The organism is Collimonas humicola, from assembly GCF_018304945.1.
Taxonomy (GTDB): Bacteria; Pseudomonadota; Gammaproteobacteria; order Burkholderiales; family Burkholderiaceae_D; genus Collimonas; species Collimonas humicola.
Genome location: NZ_JAGQEE010000005.1, coordinates 302,900 through 321,719, shown reverse-complemented (window position 1 = coordinate 321,719; position 18,820 = coordinate 302,900). Strand labels below are relative to the sequence as shown.

The 18,820-nt window shown below is 59.9% G+C and carries 19 protein-coding genes and 1 pseudogene; 8 read left to right on the top strand and 12 right to left on the bottom strand.

Features of this window, described 5'->3' with window-relative positions; translation table 11 throughout:
* The first annotated feature begins 256 nt into the window (after nucleotides 1-256).
* The 4 genes from KHU30_RS17150 to KHU30_RS17135 all read left to right on the top strand — a co-directional run bounded on the left by KHU30_RS17150 (nucleotide 257) and on the right by KHU30_RS17135 (nucleotide 4,574).
* The gene (locus KHU30_RS17150) at nucleotides 257-2,509 is read left to right on the top strand and encodes a M9 family metallopeptidase (RefSeq protein WP_211443833.1); all 2,253 of its coding nucleotides are present in this window, start codon (nucleotides 257-259) and stop codon (nucleotides 2,507-2,509) included.
* Between the two features lie 123 nt (nucleotides 2,510-2,632).
* Nucleotides 2,633-3,232: a hypothetical protein gene (locus KHU30_RS17145; protein ID WP_211443832.1), complete on the top strand. Its 600-nt coding sequence runs from the start codon at nucleotides 2,633-2,635 to the stop codon at nucleotides 3,230-3,232.
* A 9-nt stretch (nucleotides 3,233-3,241) separates the two neighbouring features.
* Nucleotides 3,242-3,532 (top strand): hypothetical protein, encoded by a 291-nt coding sequence (locus KHU30_RS17140; protein WP_211443831.1) that lies wholly within the window; start codon nucleotides 3,242-3,244, stop codon nucleotides 3,530-3,532.
* A gap of 166 nt (nucleotides 3,533-3,698) precedes the next feature.
* Nucleotides 3,699-4,574, top strand: a complete 876-nt coding sequence (locus KHU30_RS17135; RefSeq protein ID WP_211443830.1) for a class I SAM-dependent methyltransferase — start codon at nucleotides 3,699-3,701, stop codon at nucleotides 4,572-4,574.
* Nucleotides 4,575-4,675: 101 nt separating this feature from the next.
* Here KHU30_RS17135 and KHU30_RS17130 read toward each other — a convergent pair.
* Nucleotides 4,676-4,831, bottom strand: a pseudogene (locus KHU30_RS17130) (bifunctional NADH-specific enoyl-ACP reductase/trans-2-enoyl-CoA reductase); the annotation flags it as partial.
* On the opposite strand from KHU30_RS17130, the gene KHU30_RS25850 reads away from it, so the two are divergent.
* Genes KHU30_RS25850 through KHU30_RS17115 form a run of 3 tightly spaced genes read left to right on the top strand, consistent with a single transcriptional unit; the run spans nucleotide 4,780 to nucleotide 5,935 of the window.
* A complete protein-coding gene (locus KHU30_RS25850) occupies nucleotides 4,780-5,031 on the top strand; it encodes a KUP/HAK/KT family potassium transporter (protein ID WP_211443829.1) in 252 nt (83 codons plus the stop codon). The pseudogene KHU30_RS17130 and the gene KHU30_RS25850 overlap by 52 nt on opposite strands.
* Nucleotides 5,032-5,034: 3 nt before the next feature.
* The gene (locus KHU30_RS17120; protein ID WP_329956692.1) at nucleotides 5,035-5,274 is read left to right on the top strand and encodes a KUP/HAK/KT family potassium transporter; all 240 of its coding nucleotides are present in this window, start codon (nucleotides 5,035-5,037) and stop codon (nucleotides 5,272-5,274) included.
* A 40-nt stretch (nucleotides 5,275-5,314) separates the two neighbouring features.
* A complete protein-coding gene (locus KHU30_RS17115) occupies nucleotides 5,315-5,935 on the top strand; it encodes a ParB-like protein (protein ID WP_211443827.1) in 621 nt (206 codons plus the stop codon).
* A 54-nt stretch (nucleotides 5,936-5,989) separates the two neighbouring features.
* Here the strand turns inward: KHU30_RS17115 and KHU30_RS17110 are convergent, their stop codons facing one another.
* Both KHU30_RS17110 and KHU30_RS17105 read right to left on the bottom strand, forming a co-directional pair.
* Nucleotides 5,990-6,637, bottom strand: coding sequence for an HAD family hydrolase (locus KHU30_RS17110; RefSeq protein WP_211443826.1), 648 nt, complete (start codon nucleotides 6,635-6,637; stop codon nucleotides 5,990-5,992).
* 158 nt (nucleotides 6,638-6,795) lie between these two features.
* On the bottom strand, nucleotides 6,796-7,020 hold the full coding sequence (locus KHU30_RS17105; RefSeq protein WP_211443911.1) for a hypothetical protein: 225 nt from the start codon (nucleotides 7,018-7,020) through the stop codon (nucleotides 6,796-6,798).
* On the opposite strand from KHU30_RS17105, the gene KHU30_RS17100 reads away from it, so the two are divergent.
* On the top strand, nucleotides 7,000-7,611 hold the full coding sequence (locus tag KHU30_RS17100) for a phosphodiester glycosidase family protein (protein ID WP_230427436.1): 612 nt from the start codon (nucleotides 7,000-7,002) through the stop codon (nucleotides 7,609-7,611). The two genes, KHU30_RS17105 and KHU30_RS17100, sit on opposite strands and share 21 nt — an antisense overlap.
* Before the next feature lie 69 nt (nucleotides 7,612-7,680).
* Here the strand turns inward: KHU30_RS17100 and KHU30_RS17095 are convergent, their stop codons facing one another.
* From KHU30_RS17095 to KHU30_RS17055, 9 genes are all read right to left on the bottom strand, one after another.
* Entirely contained in the window at nucleotides 7,681-8,055 is a 375-nt protein-coding gene (locus KHU30_RS17095) for a copper-binding protein (protein ID WP_211443824.1), read from the bottom strand.
* Nucleotides 8,056-8,171: 116 nt separating this feature from the next.
* Nucleotides 8,172-11,375: an efflux RND transporter permease subunit gene (locus KHU30_RS17090; protein WP_211443823.1), complete on the bottom strand. Its 3,204-nt coding sequence runs from the start codon at nucleotides 11,373-11,375 to the stop codon at nucleotides 8,172-8,174.
* Nucleotides 11,372-12,940, bottom strand: coding sequence for an efflux RND transporter periplasmic adaptor subunit (locus KHU30_RS17085; RefSeq protein ID WP_211443822.1), 1,569 nt, complete (start codon nucleotides 12,938-12,940; stop codon nucleotides 11,372-11,374). Before KHU30_RS17085 ends, KHU30_RS17090 begins: the two co-directional genes overlap by 4 nt.
* Nucleotides 12,937-14,286 carry a TolC family protein gene (locus tag KHU30_RS17080; protein ID WP_211443821.1) on the bottom strand — a complete coding sequence of 450 codons (1,350 nt, stop codon included), beginning with the start codon at nucleotides 14,284-14,286 and terminating at the stop codon, nucleotides 12,937-12,939. Before KHU30_RS17080 ends, KHU30_RS17085 begins: the two co-directional genes overlap by 4 nt.
* 75 nt (nucleotides 14,287-14,361) lie before the next feature.
* On the bottom strand, nucleotides 14,362-14,772 hold the full coding sequence (locus tag KHU30_RS17075; protein ID WP_211443820.1) for a hypothetical protein: 411 nt from the start codon (nucleotides 14,770-14,772) through the stop codon (nucleotides 14,362-14,364).
* Nucleotides 14,773-14,887: 115 nt separating this feature from the next.
* Nucleotides 14,888-16,156, bottom strand: coding sequence for a CDF family Co(II)/Ni(II) efflux transporter DmeF (gene dmeF / locus KHU30_RS17070; RefSeq protein WP_211443819.1), 1,269 nt, complete (start codon nucleotides 16,154-16,156; stop codon nucleotides 14,888-14,890).
* 7 nt (nucleotides 16,157-16,163) lie between these two features.
* Nucleotides 16,164-16,439 (bottom strand): metal/formaldehyde-sensitive transcriptional repressor, encoded by a 276-nt coding sequence (locus tag KHU30_RS17065; protein WP_211443818.1) that lies wholly within the window; start codon nucleotides 16,437-16,439, stop codon nucleotides 16,164-16,166.
* 208 nt (nucleotides 16,440-16,647) lie between these two features.
* Nucleotides 16,648-17,811 carry a chromate transporter gene (locus tag KHU30_RS17060; RefSeq protein WP_211443817.1) on the bottom strand — a complete coding sequence of 388 codons (1,164 nt, stop codon included), beginning with the start codon at nucleotides 17,809-17,811 and terminating at the stop codon, nucleotides 16,648-16,650.
* A 2-nt stretch (nucleotides 17,812-17,813) separates the two neighbouring features.
* Complete coding sequence (locus KHU30_RS17055; protein ID WP_211443816.1) at nucleotides 17,814-18,758, bottom strand: chromate resistance protein ChrB domain-containing protein; 945 nt, start codon at nucleotides 18,756-18,758, stop codon at nucleotides 17,814-17,816.
* Nucleotides 18,759-18,820 lie beyond the last annotated feature (62 nt).

Below are 18,820 nucleotides of genomic sequence, written 5' to 3'. Positions count from 1 at the left end.
TTTACCGATATTGCGTCGCCAACCGTATTTTCAAGCCCCCTTTAGCGAAATTATTCCAGAAACGCGAAAGTCCCCGGAACCGCAAAGCACCGGCACTTTTGCTGCCCAGTCGCCATGCCCTGCTGCCGGCCGTCGCCTACCTGCAAACTCTGACAGCTATTTACCCCATTCCAGGCGAGGTACTTTATCCGACCGGCGGCCATTGACCTCCTCCGGCGAGGTACCCCGCCGTAATCCACATGAGGACGATAAATAGATGAAAATTCCAAAGAATATATTGCTGCTGGCGGGATTGATGGCGCTCAGCCTGCAGTCCTACGCCGCCGGCGCTCCGGCCGCCGCGCCGGAACCAGCGCTGGCGACCCAGGCGCCGATGCCGCACGCCCGGCAAACCCTGCCGCCATCGCCGGAACAGTCGCGATTCAACCTGTCTCCCAGCAAAAAGCCAAGGACCGACCTGCTGCCGCCGCAGAACCGGCCAGCCGCCGGCAACCGCAGCAAAAGCACGGCCACCGCGCCGGATTGCCGGGATATGGATGTATTGACGGGATATGACGGCAATGCCCTGGCCGACTATATCGTCAACCTGCCTGACTACGAATGCCATTACGGCTTGTTCTCGCTGACCGCCGCCCAGGCTGCCAAAGCATACTCGCCCGGCAACTTCAGCGCCGTCGCCAACCGCTTCGCGCAGGAGGCCCGTATCTACAACGCCAGCAACCGCGCCCTGGTCAATCTGCTGATCTACCTGCGCGCCGGCTATTATCTTGCCAGCGGCAACGTCATTTCCGCTCCTTCCTCGTCGCTGCTTGCCGTCCTGCGTCCGCCAATCCGGCAACTGGTCGACGGCGATCTTCTGTTCAGGGAAAACGCCGTGGCGCCGACCAGCGCCAGCGAAACGCTGAAGCTGATCACCAACATGGGGGACGAACCATACTATCTGGCCAGCATGAAGAACCTGGTGCTGCGCTACACCAACACCGTCAGCAACCCGAATGCCGCGCAGGCACTGCGCCAGCCGAGCGCAGCCGGCGGCTTTACCGGCGCGCTGACGGTGATTTTCTATGCCCACGGCAGAGCCGAAGGCAAGTTGCTGCTGCAGAACGATGCGACGTATGCCGCCGCGCTGAACAATTTTGTCGTCAGCAACAAGAGCGCCCTGCTGCCCACCGAAACCGCCTACCAGCTTACCGACGCCGCCAACGAAGCTTTCCGCTTCTTCCAGTATCCGGCCCAGAAAAACGCCATCAAGGCAATGATCCAGGCGCTCCTGGCCGACACCAGCATGACCGGGGCTAGCAGCGATCTATGGCTGGCTGCGGCGATGTCAGTTAAATATAACGACAACGCCAATTGCGCCGAATACGGCACCTGCAATTTCGAAACCAGGCTGGCCGACGCCGTCTTGCAAAACAAATACATCTGCAGTCCATCCATCAGCATCCGCGCCCAGGAGATGAACCCGGCGCAGATGCAGGCTTCCTGTGCACTGCTGAAGACGGAAGAAGCGTATTTCCACGACATGCTGCAAACCGGCGGCAAGCCGGTCGCCAATGACCACAATACATCGCTGGAAGTCGTGGTGTTCGACGACTACACCAATTACAGCAAATATGCGGCGGCGATCTACGGCATCAGCACCAACAACGGCGGCATGTATCTGGAAGGCAGTCCTGACGTCGCCGGCAACCAGGCCCGCTTCATTGCCCACGAGGCGTCCTGGATGCGTCCCGTATTCAAGATATGGAATCTGGAACATGAATATATCCACTACCTTGACGGCCGTTTCGACATGTATGGCGATTTCAGCGCCAGCACCGCCAAGCCGACCGTCTGGTGGATTGAAGGCCTGGCGGAATATCTGTCCAAGAAAAATGACGACCAGGAGGCGATCGACAGCAGCCGCAGCGGCGCCTACCGCCTGAGCCAGATTTTTGGCAATACCTACGCCATGAACGATTATCAGGTGCGCGCATACCGCTGGGGATACATGGCGACGCGCTTCATGTTCGAGCGCCATCGCAATGATGTCGATGTCATTACCGGAAAATTCCGCGTCGGCGACTACGAGGGTTACCAGAACACCATGGCGTATATCGGCGCCCGCTACGACAGCGAGTTTGCCAGCTGGGCCATGAGCGCCGGCACCGGCGGCGAACCGCCGCTGCCGGACAGCCCGCAACTGCCAAGCTGCGCCTCATCCAGCTACCTGGGGAAAAATTGCGCAATCAACGGCTTCTCCGCCACCGAACGCGCTTACGCCTATATCCAGCTGCCCGATGGCGCAAAAAACCTGAAATTGCGGACCAGCGGCGGCAGCGGCGACGTCGATCTGTATGTTGCGCTGGATCGCTATCCCACTTCGGCCTCCTACGATGCCGCGAGCAACAGCGCCGGCAACCGCGAGAGCATCACGATCGCCGCGCCGGCTGGCAAGCGCTGGTATTACATATTGCTCAACGCCAGGCAGGCTTTTAGCGGTGTGACATTGTCCGCCACCTACGATTGAACAAAGCAAGGCGGGCCGCAGCCAAACACATGGCCCGGCCCGGTCAAAGGCGCCGTTCCGTATAGCGGACGGCGCGGCCAACAGCGGCCGCCGCAGCATGCTGCCCGCCTGAAACGACCGGCCATGCTTTCCGCCTCTGGCGGCCGCCCCTCTTGCTGCTTTATTTCAAATTGCGGCATGAACGCCACTCATGAGAAAGCCCAATCAGGGAAGCAGCTCATCGATGTAGCCAATTGCCCGCTGCCGAGCGCAATCCAATGCCTCGGTTTCGCTATCGAAGTATTGTTCGGTGCTGAATATCTCGGCCCGGGAAGCTTCGCCGAGATGAACTATGACGAACTCAGCACAAAGCCTCTCCAGGCCATGCAGGGATATTTTCCGCGCGCGAGGAGAGACCAAATAATCCTTATATCGAAATTCAAGCTCGTGAATGATGACGCTCCTTTCGGGTTCAAAAAAATAATAGCATGCCCGGCCGCACACGCAGTACTGGTTGTTCTACCGGGCAGCTGCCGCCGGCAGCGCTGCTCCGCCCCGACCTGTAAGTTCCGGCAGTTCCGCGCCGCTCTCATTCAATTTATATTGGCTCAAGCAATAAGCAACCCCAGACGGAGTCCCGGCCATCGGCAGCATTTGCATTGCCGGGATTGGAGCGGCGGCTGTAATGGCCGATCCGTCTCTCTGGCACTTTGCAATTCGATATCAAAACTGCTTGAACAATGAAAGCGGCACATGAAAAAAATACGCGTAAGCATTTTATTTGTCAGTGCAATATTTGCCTGTGTCATGACGGCACACCTAGCCATTCCGCTTACCCAGGAAAAAAAAGAAGTGTTTTTCGAATGTAATACACGAGCGATAGATCGCCTCATCACAGACCAGACGCGAGCAGGCGTGGAATATTCCGAGCAGGACTGGCAGGCCCTTCTTGCCGTCAACGCTGAAGCCTGCGTGGAAAGAAGCACCTTTGGGTACCCGATTCTTCCCCGCTACATTTATCTTCCGTTTTCAGTGATCAATTGAGTCTACTTTCATCGATCGCAAGTGCCTGCAATCGCGCAAGAGCTTCAGGCTTTCCCGGAGCGCCGTCTTGCCATGGCGTCGGGGCTGGCCTTGGCGGCTTGCGCAGAATCAAACCCGTGCCGGTCTCAAGCGACGCCTTGTCGTGTTCAGATACAGGAGAAGCAGGATGAATCCGCTGCAAGAGAATATCGTTCAGGCAGGAAAACCGAGCTGGACCGCGCGCTGGGTCGCGGCAATGCGGGCCGCCCACCAATTGCTGGACGAGCCCGTCATATTCAGCGACCCGATGGCCTTGTCCATACTTGGTCCCGCGGGAGAGGCCAATATCCGTCGCGACCCGGCCCAGTTCAACGACCCCATATCCCGCGACTTGCGCGCCGCTCTGGCGACGCGGAGCCTGCTGGCGGAGGATGAATTGCGCCGGGCGGTAGACGCCAGCGTAAAACAATACGTCGTCCTGGGCGCGGGCCTGGATACCTTTGCGTTCCGGAACGGCTACCGCGACCAGGGACTGCATGTTTACGAAGTAGATCACCCCTCGACCCAGGCCTGGAAGATCGACATATTGAAAGAGGCCCGCATCGGCATACCCGATTCGATGACCTTTGTCGCCATCGATTTTGAAAAAAGCACCCTGGCCGACAGATTGCAGGAATCCGGCTTCCGCACGGACCGGCCGGCCTATTTTTCCTGGCTCGGCGTCACCGTCTACCTGTCCGAGGAAGCAATATTCGACACGCTGAAATTCGTCGCATCGTTGCCCAGGGAAAGCGGCATCACGTTCGATTACAGGGTGCTGCCCTCCATGCTCAGCCCCATCGACTATGCTTTAGGCGAATACATAAGCAACCTCGTCGAGGAGCAAGGAGAGCCGTGGAGAACATCGTTCAATCCGATGTCCCTGCAAAAGAAACTGCAGAGCATGGGGCTGCACGTCACCAAGGATCTTGGTCCTGCAGAGTTGAATAAGCGATATCTGGGAGAACGCCAAGACGGCTTGCGAACCCGCCTTGGCTTCCGCTTGATATGCGCGAAAAAATAAAATCCGGCGCGGGAAGAATCCGGGCAGATGCTGGCCGGTGCAGCAAGGTGACGAGAACAACGCCCCACCCGGTCGATAGGAACATTTTTAACGAAATTCTGGCGGATAGCGAGCGCTTTCCGGTCCAGATCCTGCCTGGCGCCGCCGATGGAACCGTTCCAGCAGATGTCGTGGGCGATCTTCGCGCCCAGATAGACGAACGCGGTTGTCTTCGCCCCGTCGGCCATGCCTCTGGCCGTCTTCAGCGCATCTTTCCATATCCTCGACTCGTCGCGCCTGCGTATCTGCATTAGGCCTCTCGGCATTTGGCATTGTTTTCGGCGACATCGGCACCAGCCCCTTGTATACACTGAAGACCGTGCTCGGAATAACCGGCGGCGCAAACTGGCTGCTGACGATTGTGACGGTCGGCCTGGTCCTGGCTTTCCGGAAATCCGACAACCTGGCTTTCGCCTAAGGCATTGCCGTCGCCGCGACCATGCTGCTCACTTCCGGCTTGCTGTTCATCGCCATGCGTGATATCTGGGGCTGGCGCCTGCTCAAGAGCGGCGTTATTGCCGGTGCATTCATCTGTATCGATTCCGCCTTTTTCCTAGCCAGCATGTTCGGACTGATGGAGAGGAAATCCATGCATGTCAGCGATTTCTTCCTTTTGCCGAAAGACCGCGTTATCCTGATCGGCAGACAGGCGGCAATCTGATCTTGCTGTCTCATATTAAAACTACTCGAAGGGGAAAATCATGCATACACGTCATCCGCATCTGCTTGAAGTGTCGTTGAAATCGCTGCGCCCTACCCAACTCACGGTGGGCCTTGCCGAGGTAGAGCAAAAGCGCCTGTCCTGGAAAAACCTCAACGCTGAAAATCGCCAGAGCTACCTGGAAAACCATTGCTTTCCCGGAGTGCTGGGCCCCAAGGATCATTATTACATCGTCGACCATCACCATCTGGGCCTGTCCCTGATTGAAGAAAACATAAAGACAGTCAAACTGATCATGCTCAAGGATCTGAGCGCGCTGAACATTGATGAATTCTGGGTCGTCATGGACCACAACCAATGGGTCCACCCCTATGACGCCAAGGGCAAACGCTGCAGCTTCGACGCCATTCCCAAGAAAATCACCGAGCTGGTTGACGATCCCTATCGCAGCCTGGCCGGCGAGGTCCGGCAGGCGGGTGGGTTTCCGAAAGACCAGCAGCCGTTTGCCGAATTCCTGTGGGCGGATTTTTTCCGGCGCCGGGTGCCGGTCAAGATGATCAAGAACCAGCCGAGCCAGGCCGTGGCGGAAGCCTTGCAGCTATCGCACAGCCCGGCAGCTGCGCATCTGCCGGGCTGGAGCGGCCAGGCGGCGAGCGCCTAGAACGAAGGAAAAACGTCCGGTGAAGCGGTCTGCCGATCAGCATGAAGCGGCGGATCAGCTTGCGGTCGTTTTACCTGGCCAGCTGTCCAGCCGCGGCATCTCCCCGGCCCCTCGCAGCCATGCAAAATCAGCGAGCGCGAGCATCTCTCGATCGCCCCGGCTGTCGCCATACGCATATAAGGTCCGCGGCGGACAGTTATCGAACCATCGCTGCAAGCGCCGCACCTTCTGCGGTCCCCAGCAATTCGGCGAAGCCAGGGCTCCGGAGAAACGCCCATCGCGAAACGCAAGCTCAGTCGCCAGCACAGCGTCGAAACCGGCGCTTGCCGCCCAATGCCTGAGATATAAGGACGGCGACGCGCTGACCAGCACAAGCCGGTGGCCAAGACGCTTATGCTCCTGGACTCTGGCCACCATTTCGGGGCGGACCATGGCTGGCAGCCGGTGAGAGGCAAAATCGCGCGCCAGCTGCTCCAGCCTGACTTGTCCCATGCTGCCCATGGCGGCAGCAAGGAAGCGCGCCTTGGCGGAACCGCGATCGCATACGCCGATCAACAAGCCAAGAAGCCACGGCGAAGCCCCTACGACACCGGCTGCAAAGCGGCCACGGCCGACCGCATAAAGCACGAAGTCCCGCAGACTGTCCCTGGTAGTGATAGTGCCGTCGAAATCGAAGGCGGCAACAGTATGATCAAGTTCCATTGCTTGCCCGAAGAAACTGCAAGTCAAATACAACCGGAGGCGCGGCTTGCAGCCGGATGCAACCCTTGCAAAAAAATGCGCTATGTTCTTCCGTCGATATCTGCATCGTAGGGTTCTATCGTTCCAGTGATGATCATTACCCAATGCTACCATCTACATCAGCCGATTAACGCAACCATCAAGTTATCATCGCCGTGCAAACCCTTTTTTCCTTCTTGCCGCTTAAATACCTCCGCTTCGCGCCTGCGCTGTGGCTTGCGCTGCTCGCGGCCGGCAGTCACGCAGCCAAGCTGATGGAATATCCCTTCCATGATGGCGTAATCCATGTTTGCAGCATCGATTTGCGCCAGGATCCCCTGCGCATGTTCTGGAAAGATGATCAAGGCAAGGTATTCGGCGACTTTGATCAACTCAATTCCTGGCTGCAATCCCGCAAACAGACGCTGGTTTGCGCCACCAACGGCGGCATCTACGAAGAAAATCTGCGGCCGCTCGGGTTGTACGTGGAGGAAGGCCATGTCTTGCGGCGCCTGAATTCACGCAAGAATGCCTATGGCAATTTCTATCTTGAGCCTAAAGGCGTTTTCCTGGTTCAAGACCAACAGGCGCAGATCCTTGATATAGAGACTTTTCAAGCGAGTCCGCTGGAACTTTTATCCAGCGTGCGCTTCGCCACTCAATCGGGCCCGATGCTGATACAACACGGCAATATCAATCCGCAATTTTCTCTTCAGTCCGTCAATCTGCTCATTCGGAATGCCGTGTGCATCCGCTCTTCGCATGAGGTAGTACTGGCGCTGAGCGGCACACCGGTCAGTTTCTACGAATTTGCGCGCTTCCTGCGAGATAAACTGGCGTGTACCGACGCCTTGCACCTGGATAGCAAGGTATCGCGGCTGTTCCCGGTCGCCGGCCCATTGTTCGCTCCCGCCTTCGGCGTCATCATCGCAGTGACCCGCCCGATCGGCCGCTAGTCTCGCTGTATTGTCAAAGGGCGCGGCAGCATGCATGGATCGGAACCATGCGCCCGCCCATGGCAGTACTTACTTCACGCTGGTAACGACATAGTCCGCATCCTGCTTGATGAAATCGATGGTCACTTTCTTATCGGCGGCAAGCTTGTCGAAAAACATCTTGTCCTTCACAGTGAAAGTCATCGTCATGGCCGGCCAGTTCAGGCTTTTGACAGGTCCATGCGCCAGCGTCACTGTGCCCTTCGCCGCGTCGACTGCCTTCACCACGCCGGTAGCCTGGTGGGTTGCCGTTTTCGCTGCGGAGCCGGAATTCATGTTCGCCATCGGCATGGCGTCCATGCCTTTCATCTCCATGCTCTTGGCGGCGCCTGACTGCGCGAAAGCCGCTGCGGATGAGGACAGTGCCAGGATCAGGGACAGGGACAGGGCTGCGGTAGGTTTCATGCTTGTTTCCTTTTAAAATTGAGAGAGATGTGTGAAACAGATTGCCCCCATCCGTTTCAGAGGCATGCAGCGGATGGGCGCCGCGTCCGGTTTCTCGCGCGTTTCCTGCGACTTCCTTACTTTTCAACGGCCGTTATGAATTTATGCGAAGCATCCATCCGATCTGTTCCGGCTTTCATCGCGGCTATGCCGGCAGCGCGCATCCGGCGCCGGCGCAGCAGCAGATAAACCGCTGGAACCACAAACATCGACAGCAGCGGCGCCGTGATCATGCCGCCCACCATGGGCGCAGCGATGCGTTGCATGACTTCCGATCCGGTGCCGGTCCCCAGCATGATCGGCACCAGTCCGGCGATAATGACGGCCACCGTCATCGCCTTGGGCCGTACCCGCAGCACGGCTCCCTCGCGTATCGCATCGAGCAGATCGGCTTCGCTGTCCTTGCCTGCAACAAGCCGTTCCTCCCACGCGTGTTTTAAATACAGCAGCATGATCACGCCGAATTCAGCCGATACGCCGGCCAAGGCAATGAAGCCGACGCCGCCTGCGACCGACAGATGGTAATCGAGCAGCCACAGCAGCCAGATGCCGCCGGCCAGCGCAAACGGCAGCGTTCCCATGATCAGGAACGCTTCGTCAAAGCGCTTGAAGGTCAGGTACAGCAGGACGAAAATGATGAACAAGGTGGCCGGCGCCACGATGCTGAGTTTGGCGCTAGCGCGTTCCAGATATTCGAACTGCCCCGACCAGGCGATGGAATACCCCGCGGGCAATTTGACTTCCTTCGCCACGGCCTGCTGCATGTCGTGCACGGTGGAACTGAGGTCGCGATCGCGGATATCGACGTAGACCCAGCCCGACAAGCGCGCATTCTCGCTTTTCAGCATCGGCGGGCCGTCGTCGATGCGGATCGCCGCCACATCGCCCAGCCGGATTTGCGCGCCGCGTTCCGTCAATATCGGTAGCTGCCGCAGTTTTTCGACCGAATCGCGCAGCTCGCGCGGGTAGCGCACATTGATCGGGAAGCGCTGCAGTCCTTCGATGGTTTCGCCGATGTTATCGCCGCCTATGGCTGCCGCCACGACGCTCTGCACATCGGCGATATTCAAGCCATAGCGGGCGGCGCCGTCGCGGTCGATATCGACGTCGACATAGCGTCCGCCATTGAGGCGCTCGGCCAGCGCAGACGATACTCCCGGCACATGTTTGACGGCACGTTCGATCTCGCCGGTGATGCGGTCGATTTCCTGCAGGCTGACGCCGGCGACCTTGATCCCGACCGGACTCTTGATGCCGGTGGCCAGCATGTCGATACGGTTGCGTATCGGCGGCACCCAGATGTTCGACAGCCCAGGCACCTTGACGATGCGGTCCAGTTCCTGGATCAGCTTTTCCGGCGTCATGCCGGGGCGCCACTGTTCATGCGGCTTGAACTGGATCATGGTTTCAAACATTTCCAGCGGCGCCGGGTCGGTAGCGCTCTCGGCGCGGCCGGCCTTGCCGAACACGCTCTGTACTTCCGGCACGGTCTTGATCAGGCGGTCGGTCTGCTGCAGCAATTGCTGCACCTTGCCGGCCGAAAGACCTGGCAGCGCCGACGGCATGTACAGCACATCGCCCTCATCCAGCGGCGGCATGAACTCGCCGCCCAGCCGCGTCATCGGCCATATCGTCACGGCCGCTGCCAGGGCCGCTGCCAGCAAGGTCAGCTTGGGGAAGCGCAACACCATATCGAGCAACGGACGGTAGAGTGCAACCAGGAAGCGATTGAGCGGATTCTTTTGCTCCTCCGGAATCCGGCCCCGAATCAGGTAACCCATCAAGACCGGAATCAGCGTCACCGCCAGTCCGGCCGCGGCAGCCATGGCATAGGTCTTGGTGAAGGCCAGCGGAGAAAACAGCCGCCCTTCCTGCGCCTCCAGCGTAAACACCGGGATGAACGAGAGCACGATGATCAGCAGCGAGAAAAACAACGCCGGCCCCACCTCAGCCGCGGCGTCGCCGACGACGCGCCAATGTTCATCGCCTTTCAGTTTTTCTCCAGGATGAGCGCGGTTCCAGGCTTCAATATGCTTGTGAGCGTTCTCGATCATCACCACGGCGGCATCGACCATGGCGCCGACAGCGATCGCGATCCCGCCAAGCGACATGATATTGGCGTTGACTCCCTGGTAGTGCATGACGATAAAGGCGATCAGGATGCCGATCGGCAGCGTGACGATGGCCACCAGCGCCGAGCGCATATGAAACAGGAAGATGGCGCACACCGCGGCGACAACGATGAATTCCTCGACCAGCTTCTCTTGCAGATTGCTGACTGCGCGCTTGATCAGGCTTGAGCGGTCATAAGTCGCGACGATCTCGACGCCGGGCGGCAGGCTGGCTTTCAATATTTCCAGCTTGGCCTTCACCGCAGCGATGGTTTCCAGCGCATTCTTGCCGGAGCGCATGATGATCACCCCGCCGGCAACCTCGCCCTCGCCATTCAGCTCGGCAATCCCGCGCCGCATTTCGGGGCCGACCTGGATGCGGGCGACGTCGCCCAGGCGCACCGAAACGCCGGCGTCTGTCGTCATCAAGGGAATCTTGCGGAAGTCGTCCAGCGACTTCAGATAGCCTGAAGCCCGCACCATGTATTCGGCCTCTCCCAGTTCCAGCACGGAACCTCCGGTTTCCTGGTTGGCATTCTGCACGGCGGCGATGATCTTCGCTTGCGGGATGTTATAGGCGCGCATCTGGTCCGGATCGAGCACGATCTGGTACTGCCGCACCATGCCGCCTATGCTGGCCACTTCCGAGACATTCGGCAGCGCCTTCAACTCGTACTTGAGAAACCAGTCCTGCAAGGCGCGCAACTGCGACAGGTCCATCTTGCCGCTGCGATCGACCAGCGCGTATTCGTAGACCCAGCCGACGCCGGTGGCATCCGGCCCAAGCGCGGTTTTGGCTTGCGGCGGCAGGCGCGACTGCACCTGGTTGAGGTATTCCAGCACCCGTGAACGCGCCCAGTAGGGATCGGTGCCGTCTTCAAACAGAACGTAGACGAAAGAATCGCCGAAAAAGGAATACCCGCGCACAGTCTTTGCTCCCGGCACCGACAACATGGTGGTAGTGAGCGGATAGGTGACCTGGTTTTCGACGATCTGCGGCGCCTGGCCCGGATAACTGGTACGGATAATCACCTGCACATCCGACAAATCGGGGATGGCATCGAGCGGCGCGCGCGACAGCGACCACATGCCCCAGGCGGTCACCATCAGCGTCGCCAGCAGCACCAGAAAGCGGTTGGCGATGGACCAGCGGATCAGCCTGGCGATCATGGCGCCGCTCCCGCCAAATTGGCTGCCGGCCCGGCCGGCGTTTTCATGGCCGCCGCCGGGGCAATCGCCGCTATCTGGAATGCGCCGTCTTTATCGGCGCGGATCTCAAAAACGACATTGTCGCCAACCGCGATATTGCCCGGCAGGCCAGCCGCCGGCGCTTTGAATCCCATCGTCATGGCGCCCCATTGCAAGCTGGGAATCGGTCCATGCGAGATGGTGATTTCATCCTTGGTGATGCGTTCAACCTTGCCTGCGCCATGATGCACCGGCGTGCTGGCCTGGCTGGCCGCCGGCGCAACCGCGTCTGCCATCCGGATTTCGGTTCCGCTCAGGCTGGCTTCGGAATCGATCAGGAACTGGCCGGACACAACGACATTTTGTCCGACATCCAGTCCTTTAAGGATTTCGGTCTGGCCGTTGCTCTCGCCGCCGATTTCAACCCCGGCCGGGGCAAACTTTCCCTCTCCCTGCGCCACCATGACGACACTGCGCGTTCCGGTCCGTATCACCGCTTCGGTAGGCACCAGCAAGACGTCTTTACCTGCGCCGGAAGAAAAATTTATCGTCGCAAACATGCCTGGCGCCAGCTGGCCGGACGGGTTGGGCAGCTCAATGCGCGCCTTGAGCGTGCGCGTCGCGGGATTCACATCCGGCAGGATTGCACTGACCTTGCCTTTGAACACCGTCCCCGGCAGCGCCGTCGTGCGCGCTTCGACCGCATTGCCTGGCCGCACCTGGGCCGCCAGTCCCTCCGGCACATCGGCATTGACCCAGATCGTGGCCAGGCCGTTGATTTTGAACATCGGCGCCCCTGCCATCACCGTCATGCCCTCGCGCACGGCCAGGTCGGACACCACGCCGCTGATCGGTGCAAACAGCGTCAGGCGCGCCTGTACCTTGCCGCTGGCTTCCACCAGGCGAATCTGCTCGTCGCCCATGCCGGCCAGACGCATGCGCTGCCGTGCGCCGCCAAGCAGGCTGTCCATGCCGTTTCCCTGCATGCGCCTGACTGACAGGTATTCTTCCTGGGCGGCCACCCATTCAGGCACATATAATTCAGCCAGCGCCTGCCCTTTGCGCACCGGATCGAGCGGTGCGCGCACATACAGCCGTTCCAGGAAGCCATTGCTGCGTGCCTGCACCAGCGCGACATCGCGTTCGTTATAAGCGACGCTGCCCACGGCTGTCACTGCCGATGTCAGCTTGCCCCGCATCACCGCGGCAGTACGGATGCCCAGATTCTGCTGCACCCGCGGGCTGATGCTGACCTTGCCTTCGTCACCCGCATCGCCGGCATAGACGGGCACCAGCTGCATATCCATGAATGGCGATTTGCCAGGCTTGTCGAATTTTTGCCCCGGCACCATCGGATCATGCCAATACAGCACTTTCTTGCCCGCCTCGGCGGCTTTCGGCCCGCCGGTCGGCGCCGCAGTTGCGTCATCCGGCATGGATGCCGCCATCCTCTCGCCACGGTGCATGCCTGCCGAATACAGGCCGTAGCCGCCGGCCCCGAGGAGCGCCGCAATTGCTGCGGCGGCGAATATTTGCTTGTTCTTCATTGGGTATCCTGGTTCATTGCCGCGTGCGTCATCGCATCATCGGTCGGAAAGAGAAAATTCAGTTGCGCCCACAGGCGATCGGTTTCTGCCGCCAGCTGCAATGCCTGGATGCGGATATCGATCACGTTGCGGCGCGCCGCCAGCACATCGGCCAGGCTGGCCTTGCCGCCACGGTAGGCGGCGATCGCCGCCAAAGCGCGCTGATTGGCCAGCGGGATCAGCTCGCTCTCGTAACGTGCTTGGCGTTCGCGGTCGTTTTGCCACTCCTCGAGCATGCTCTTGGTCTCCGCCACATGGCTGCGCAGCATGTCTTCACGCTCGGCCTTGGCTTGCTCCACCACTGCCAGCTTGGCAGACAGCTCGCGGTCCTGGCGATTCTTCCGGTCCCATTGCAGCGGGATCGACAGGCCGACAGACACCATGTTGGAATACGCCGCACTACGCTGCTGGAACCCGACCTCCACGGTCCAGTCGGCCTTTTCATTGGCTTTCGCCAGCTTTGCCTCCGTCTCGGCGACTTCGACCTGCTTGCTCAAGACGGCGATTTCCGGATGATGCGCAATCGCGCTGTCGAGGGTCATCGGATCCAGGCGGACGGTGTCGGTAGCCGGCTTTTCCGCCAAGGCCAGATCCGAGGCATTGCCAATCCAGCGCGCCAGCATCGTATTGGCGTTGCGTACGCGGCGCCGGATTTCACTGGCGCGGTCTTCAAACATCGCCAGCGCGCCCTGGGCGGCGAAGACATCGGCCTGGCTGCCGCGGCCGGCGCGGTAGGCGCCTTCGGCCGATTGGATTTCCAGCCTGGCTTGCTCCCCCTGTTCCGCGACAACCGCGGCCATCGCATCCGCGTAGTAGCGGTCGAGCCAGGCCAACGCGGTATCGCGCTCAATGGCTGCCGTTGCCACAGTCTTCTCGGCCAGCGTCTTTTGCGCTTCAAGCTGGAAGCGGTCAGAACGCAGGCGGCGCTTGTCGGAACCCGTCATCTCCTGCATCACGCCGATCCTGCGCATGGTCATGAAATCGCTGTTGAGACTGCCGCGGTCGCGGCCGGTGACCGGCAGGTTGTCGATGCCCGCCTTCAATACCGGATCGGGCAGCTGGCCGGCGGCAACCGCCATGTCGCGCGCAGCGGCGACGGAGAAATCCTGCGCCGTCAGTTGGCGTGAGCGATCGATGGCGCGGCGCTGGGCCTCCGCCAGCGTTAGCGGCGCCTCGACTGCATAGGCGCTGGCGATAAACGCAAGCGACCCTGCCAGCACGGCTAGGCTGATTCTTGCAGATAAGCGAAGAACCGCATGGCGCACCGTGCGGCGCGCGGAAAATGTAGAAAATACGAGGGACGGCATGAAACCTCCAGACAGCGGTAGACAACATCGCGCGTGCACAGGGCTCGGCGACGACGGGCTAGGCGATCTGGAGTGTTAAATGCGGAAACAGCAGTTACGGATGGACAGCGGCGGCGCGGTAGTACGCGCCAGAAGAAGAGAGTTCGGTTGGGCGTCAACGGCGTGGTCGACCAATTCGACGTCGCGGAACACCAGCGTCAGCGCCGCGGCCACAAAAGGCTGCACATGCGGCATCGGCGGCTTGTCCAGGGACTGGTTTCCGGCCTGGTCATTGGCGTGGCAAAGGCTGGGCTGCGCCTTGTCGACGCCGGCGCATCCGCTCATGGCCATATCGTCGTCCATGGGCATGGACATCGATACCGATTCATCGGCCGGCCCGATATTCAAATTCGGACATGCGTATCCCGCCACGGCAAGCTGCATGAACAGCATGCTGACCAGCACGATGCATGCTGTAATTAAGCGGGATGAGCGAAAGAATTTCATGATTTATAAGTTTTTGCTTAGTTTATAGTAAGCAGCGACGATATTTTTTGTCAAGCGATGTAGCGCATTATCATCGTTCCCCCTGTGGGAAGGTCAATGATTATTTTTTGAGCACTCATGCGTGTACTTCGACCGTGATGTGCGACAGCCCCTTGAGCCGCCTCAGCGCGCCATGATAGAAATCGGGACCGCGCGTCGATTCCCGGGTGACGACCGAAACCACCGCCGCAAAATGACCTGGGCCAAGGCGCCATACGTGCAGATCGACCAGCTTGTCTCCCGCAGTTTCAACTACTGCGCGCACCTTGCCTGCCATCGTGCCGTCGGCGCTGATGTCCATCAGGTTGGCGCCGGTATCGCGGATCAGGCCGTATGACCAGTTCGCGATCACCAAGGCGCCGACGATGCCGGCCAGCGGGTCCATCCAGAGCCAGCCAAAGGTCTTCGCCAGCAGCAGCCCGATGATCGCCAGCACCGAGACGGCGGCGTCGGCAATGACGTGGATGTAGGCTGCTCGCATGTTGTGGTCGCGCGTGTCCACGCCATGCCCGTCATCCGCATGATCGTGTTCGACGAAGCTGACCGCGTGCTCGCCATCGGCAAGCATCACCACTGCCTTGAAGGCATGCGGCTCCGGGATGTCCGTCGTCGACTGCAGAAAATCGGCAGTCCTCGCAAACGTGAACACCTGGCGCGCGCCGTCAGGCCGCACCGTCGTCACGGTCACATCCTGCGCCGGCAGCCCGGCTGCTGCGCTTTCGGCCCTGATGAGGAAAACCGGCGGCACGCCATCCTCGAAAATCGACAGCGCCAGCACGCCGGCTGGCGTTTCTATCTGCTGCACTTCCTCGTCATGGCCGTGCCCGGCGTGCTGGTCGTGTCCGTGCGCATGACTGTGGCCGTGACTGTGCCCATGATGATCCGCACCGCTCAACAGCCATGCGCTGGCGATATTGACCAGCAAGCCGACCACGGCAATCGGGATAGCTTCACCGAAGCGTATCGGCAGCGGCGACAACAGACGGCCGATCGCTTCATAGCCGATCAGCATGGCGATCATCGCCAGGATGATGGCGCTGGTAAATCCCGCGAGATCGCCCAGCTTGCCGGTGCCGAAGACAAAGCGCGGGTCGTTCGCGTGCTTGCGAGCGTAGGTATAGGCAAGCGCCGCAATCAGCATGGCGCCGGCGTGGGTCGACATGTGCATGCCGTCCGCCACCAGCGCCAGCGACCCGAATAGATGCCCGCCGATAATCTCGGCCAGCATCATCGCACTGCAGAGCGCGATGACAGCCCAGGTCTTGCGCCCGTTCTTGTCGTGCCCTTCGCCCAGGAAAACGTGGTCGTGCTCCACCTTGAATGGCGCTTCGTAAAATTCACTCATGGCAGGCTCACTTGAAATAGCTGTGGACGACATTGATAAGCTGCTCCTTGGCGTCTTCCTGCTCGCCCTCATGGGCCTCGGCATCGACCAGGTGGGTGCGGATATGATCTTCCAGGACGACAGCCAGCAAACCGTTCATGGCGCCCCGGCAGCTGGTGATCTGCTGGAGCACATCCATGCAGCCCTGCTCCTCTTCCAGAGCGCGCTCGATGGCATCGAGCTGGCCGCGGATGCGCCGCACCCGGTTCAGGAGTTTCTGCTTGTCTTTGACGGTATGGCCCATGCTTCCCCCTCTATATAGTATAGGGGGGTATACTATATAGAGGACGCCAAATTGTAAACTGTCTTGTTAGAACGGTTGACGTCATATTTGGGGCAGTCAGCGATGCGCTCCGCTTTGACAACTTTTGGCAATATCTGCGCCAGGCATGGCCATGCCGTGGTCGAGCATTTATCCAGGCATCGGCGCTGATTCCGGTCGCGACCGCGCATCAATGATGCATCAAGGGATAAATCGCCACCCCGATCAACGCCGCGCCAATCACGATGACGGGTTCAGGCAATTTCTTGAATTTCCATAACAGCGCAGCAGTCGCAAGCGCCAGCAGCGCGGTCGGAATATCCGTGATCGATCTTTGCGCGATGACCACCACTGAACCCGCGATAGCGCCGATGGCCGCTGCTGTAATGCCATCGACGAACGCGATCAGCGCCGGCAGCTTGCCGTATTTCTTGAAGTATGGAGCGGCGATGACGGTCGCCAGGTAGCAGGGAACAAACGTTCCTATGGCCGCCACGACAGCACCGGGCAGGCCGCTGATCAGGTAGCCAATGAAGCCGGTAGTGATCACCACCGGTCCGGGTGTAATCATGGCGACGGCCACGGCATCGACAAACTGCTTTTCAGTAAGCCAGTGATGCTCCGTCACCACCCCGCTATAGAGAAAGGGCACAATGGCCAGGCCCGAGCCGAACACAAAAGCGCCGGCCTTGGTAAAGAACAGGGCAATCTGGATCAGCGTATTCGCATCGGTTACGGAGGCGAGAGCGAGATTCGGCAACTGCGTCGGCAACAGCGCGGCCAAGCTCGATGAACCAAACCTGGGCTTGCAGCGGATCACCCAGACGAGTACGCCCGCGCCAATGAACAGCAACGCAATTTCGGACTGCGTGACAATGGTCACGGCCGCCAGCAACATAAAGATGCTCCATAGCAGCCTGTCGCGCCGCAGGTTCTTGCTGGCGAGCTTGTGGGCGCTGATAGCCATGATGCCGATCACGGAAGCGCCCACGCCGTAGAAAACGGATTGCATCCAGGTCAGCCCGCCAAATGAGACATAGGCCCAGCCCAGGGCCACCACCATCAAGAACGACGGTAGTACGAAAGCAAATCCCGCCACGGTCGCGCCCAGCAGCCGGAAGTGCACGAATCCCAGATAAATCCCCAGCTGCGCGGCCAGCGGGCCAGGCGCGATCTGCGCCAGCGCCAACCCTTCCTTGTAGTCCGATTCACTGATCCAGCCGCGCCGTTCGACCAGGTCGCGGTGCATGTAGCCAACCAGGGCGACCGGGCCACCAAAGCCAAACGTTCCGAGTCGCAGAAAGTACAGGATGAGTTGCCACAAGGAGTAAGTCGGTTTGCTCGCTTGATCCATGATTACGATTCCTGTTGCGGCGCGGTTTCTTGCTGGAAGGCGGTCAGCAGCCCGTCGAACACGTTGCTGGCGGTCGCTAGCAATTGATCGTCATCGGCGATGGCTTGGCGCAGGCCGGCTAGGACGCTTTCAACTCCTGCCGACTCCGGCGGCTGCACGCCACCAACATCGAGGTAATGCACCAGCGCGCCAAGACGCTTGAGCGCTGCGTGTTCAAGGTCGAAGCTCGCCAGCAGCACTTCAAAGCTGACACGGCCGCCGACATGGCTGAAGGTCGCGCCATCAAAGTCAAAGCCCAGGGCGTCGGCGGGACAGTCGCTGGGGGACGCCAGCCACAGCAGCCGGGCTTGCGGATCAATAAAGCGCCGGATCAGCCAGGCGCAAGCCAGCCGGTCGACCCAAGGGCGGCGGCGGGTTGCCCAAATCCGGCCCCGATACTGTTCCGCGGACAGGCGGGGGATCGTGCCATCGACCGCATGAGGCTCGTCCGGCGCCAGCATACGCGCCGCCGTCAACGCCAGTTCTTGCAAGGCCGCATCGGTTTGCCGCAGGGCCTCGCCGGGGAAGAAATCAATATCGGCGACGCTGGCAAAGGTCTTGCGCAACTTGCGGATCTGCTTCAGCGCATCCGGCGCCGTGTCGGCCGTCAAGGCTTCCCGCACTTTAGCGGCATCTGCCAGCAATGCTGCGTAGCCCTCGCTACGGTCGAACAGTCCGACGAAATCAATGCCGTCAGGTTCTTCAACGCGCAGCACCATGGCAGACCCTCCGCCTGACAGCACATCAGTTGCGACTGCTTCCAATGCGTCGCGGCAGGGCTCCGGCATAAGATAAACGCCATCGCGCAACACGGCGGCGCCGGATGCCTTGAGCGCCCGCCATGCGCGCATGCGAATGGTCGCGTTTTCCGTTGGGAGGCTGGTAATGAGCACAACATATTTATTCATGTAGATAATTCTACATATTAGTATGAATATCTACAATTTTTAATAAAAATCAAGAATATGGA

What these genes read in the sequence shown, in the direction of transcription:
- dmeF (WP_211443819.1), bottom strand. Translation starts at nt 16,156, where the DNA reads ATGAGTGAATTTTACGAAGCGCCATTCAAGGTGGAGCACGACCACGTT.
- KHU30_RS17060 (WP_211443817.1), bottom strand. Translation starts at nt 17,811, where the DNA reads ATGGATCAAGCGAGCAAACCGACTTACTCCTTGTGGCAACTCATCCTG.
- KHU30_RS17140 (WP_211443831.1), top strand. Translation starts at nt 3,242, where the DNA reads ATGAAAAAAATACGCGTAAGCATTTTATTTGTCAGTGCAATATTTGCC.
- KHU30_RS17055 (WP_211443816.1), bottom strand. Translation starts at nt 18,758, where the DNA reads ATGAATAAATATGTTGTGCTCATTACCAGCCTCCCAACGGAAAACGCG.
- KHU30_RS17065 (WP_211443818.1), bottom strand. Translation starts at nt 16,439, where the DNA reads ATGGGCCATACCGTCAAAGACAAGCAGAAACTCCTGAACCGGGTGCGG.
- KHU30_RS17110 (WP_211443826.1), bottom strand. Translation starts at nt 6,637, where the DNA reads ATGGAACTTGATCATACTGTTGCCGCCTTCGATTTCGACGGCACTATC.
- KHU30_RS17085 (WP_211443822.1), bottom strand. Translation starts at nt 12,940, where the DNA reads ATGAAGAACAAGCAAATATTCGCCGCCGCAGCAATTGCGGCGCTCCTC.
- KHU30_RS17150 (WP_211443833.1), top strand. Translation starts at nt 257, where the DNA reads ATGAAAATTCCAAAGAATATATTGCTGCTGGCGGGATTGATGGCGCTC.
- KHU30_RS17145 (WP_211443832.1), top strand. Translation starts at nt 2,633, where the DNA reads ATGCTTTCCGCCTCTGGCGGCCGCCCCTCTTGCTGCTTTATTTCAAAT.
- KHU30_RS17075 (WP_211443820.1), bottom strand. Translation starts at nt 14,772, where the DNA reads ATGAAATTCTTTCGCTCATCCCGCTTAATTACAGCATGCATCGTGCTG.
- KHU30_RS17090 (WP_211443823.1), bottom strand. Translation starts at nt 11,375, where the DNA reads ATGATCGCCAGGCTGATCCGCTGGTCCATCGCCAACCGCTTTCTGGTG.
- KHU30_RS17135 (WP_211443830.1), top strand. Translation starts at nt 3,699, where the DNA reads ATGAATCCGCTGCAAGAGAATATCGTTCAGGCAGGAAAACCGAGCTGG.
- KHU30_RS17100 (WP_230427436.1), top strand. Translation starts at nt 7,000, where the DNA reads ATGTTCTGGAAAGATGATCAAGGCAAGGTATTCGGCGACTTTGATCAA.
- KHU30_RS17080 (WP_211443821.1), bottom strand. Translation starts at nt 14,286, where the DNA reads ATGCCGTCCCTCGTATTTTCTACATTTTCCGCGCGCCGCACGGTGCGC.
- KHU30_RS17095 (WP_211443824.1), bottom strand. Translation starts at nt 8,055, where the DNA reads ATGAAACCTACCGCAGCCCTGTCCCTGTCCCTGATCCTGGCACTGTCC.
- KHU30_RS17115 (WP_211443827.1), top strand. Translation starts at nt 5,315, where the DNA reads ATGCATACACGTCATCCGCATCTGCTTGAAGTGTCGTTGAAATCGCTG.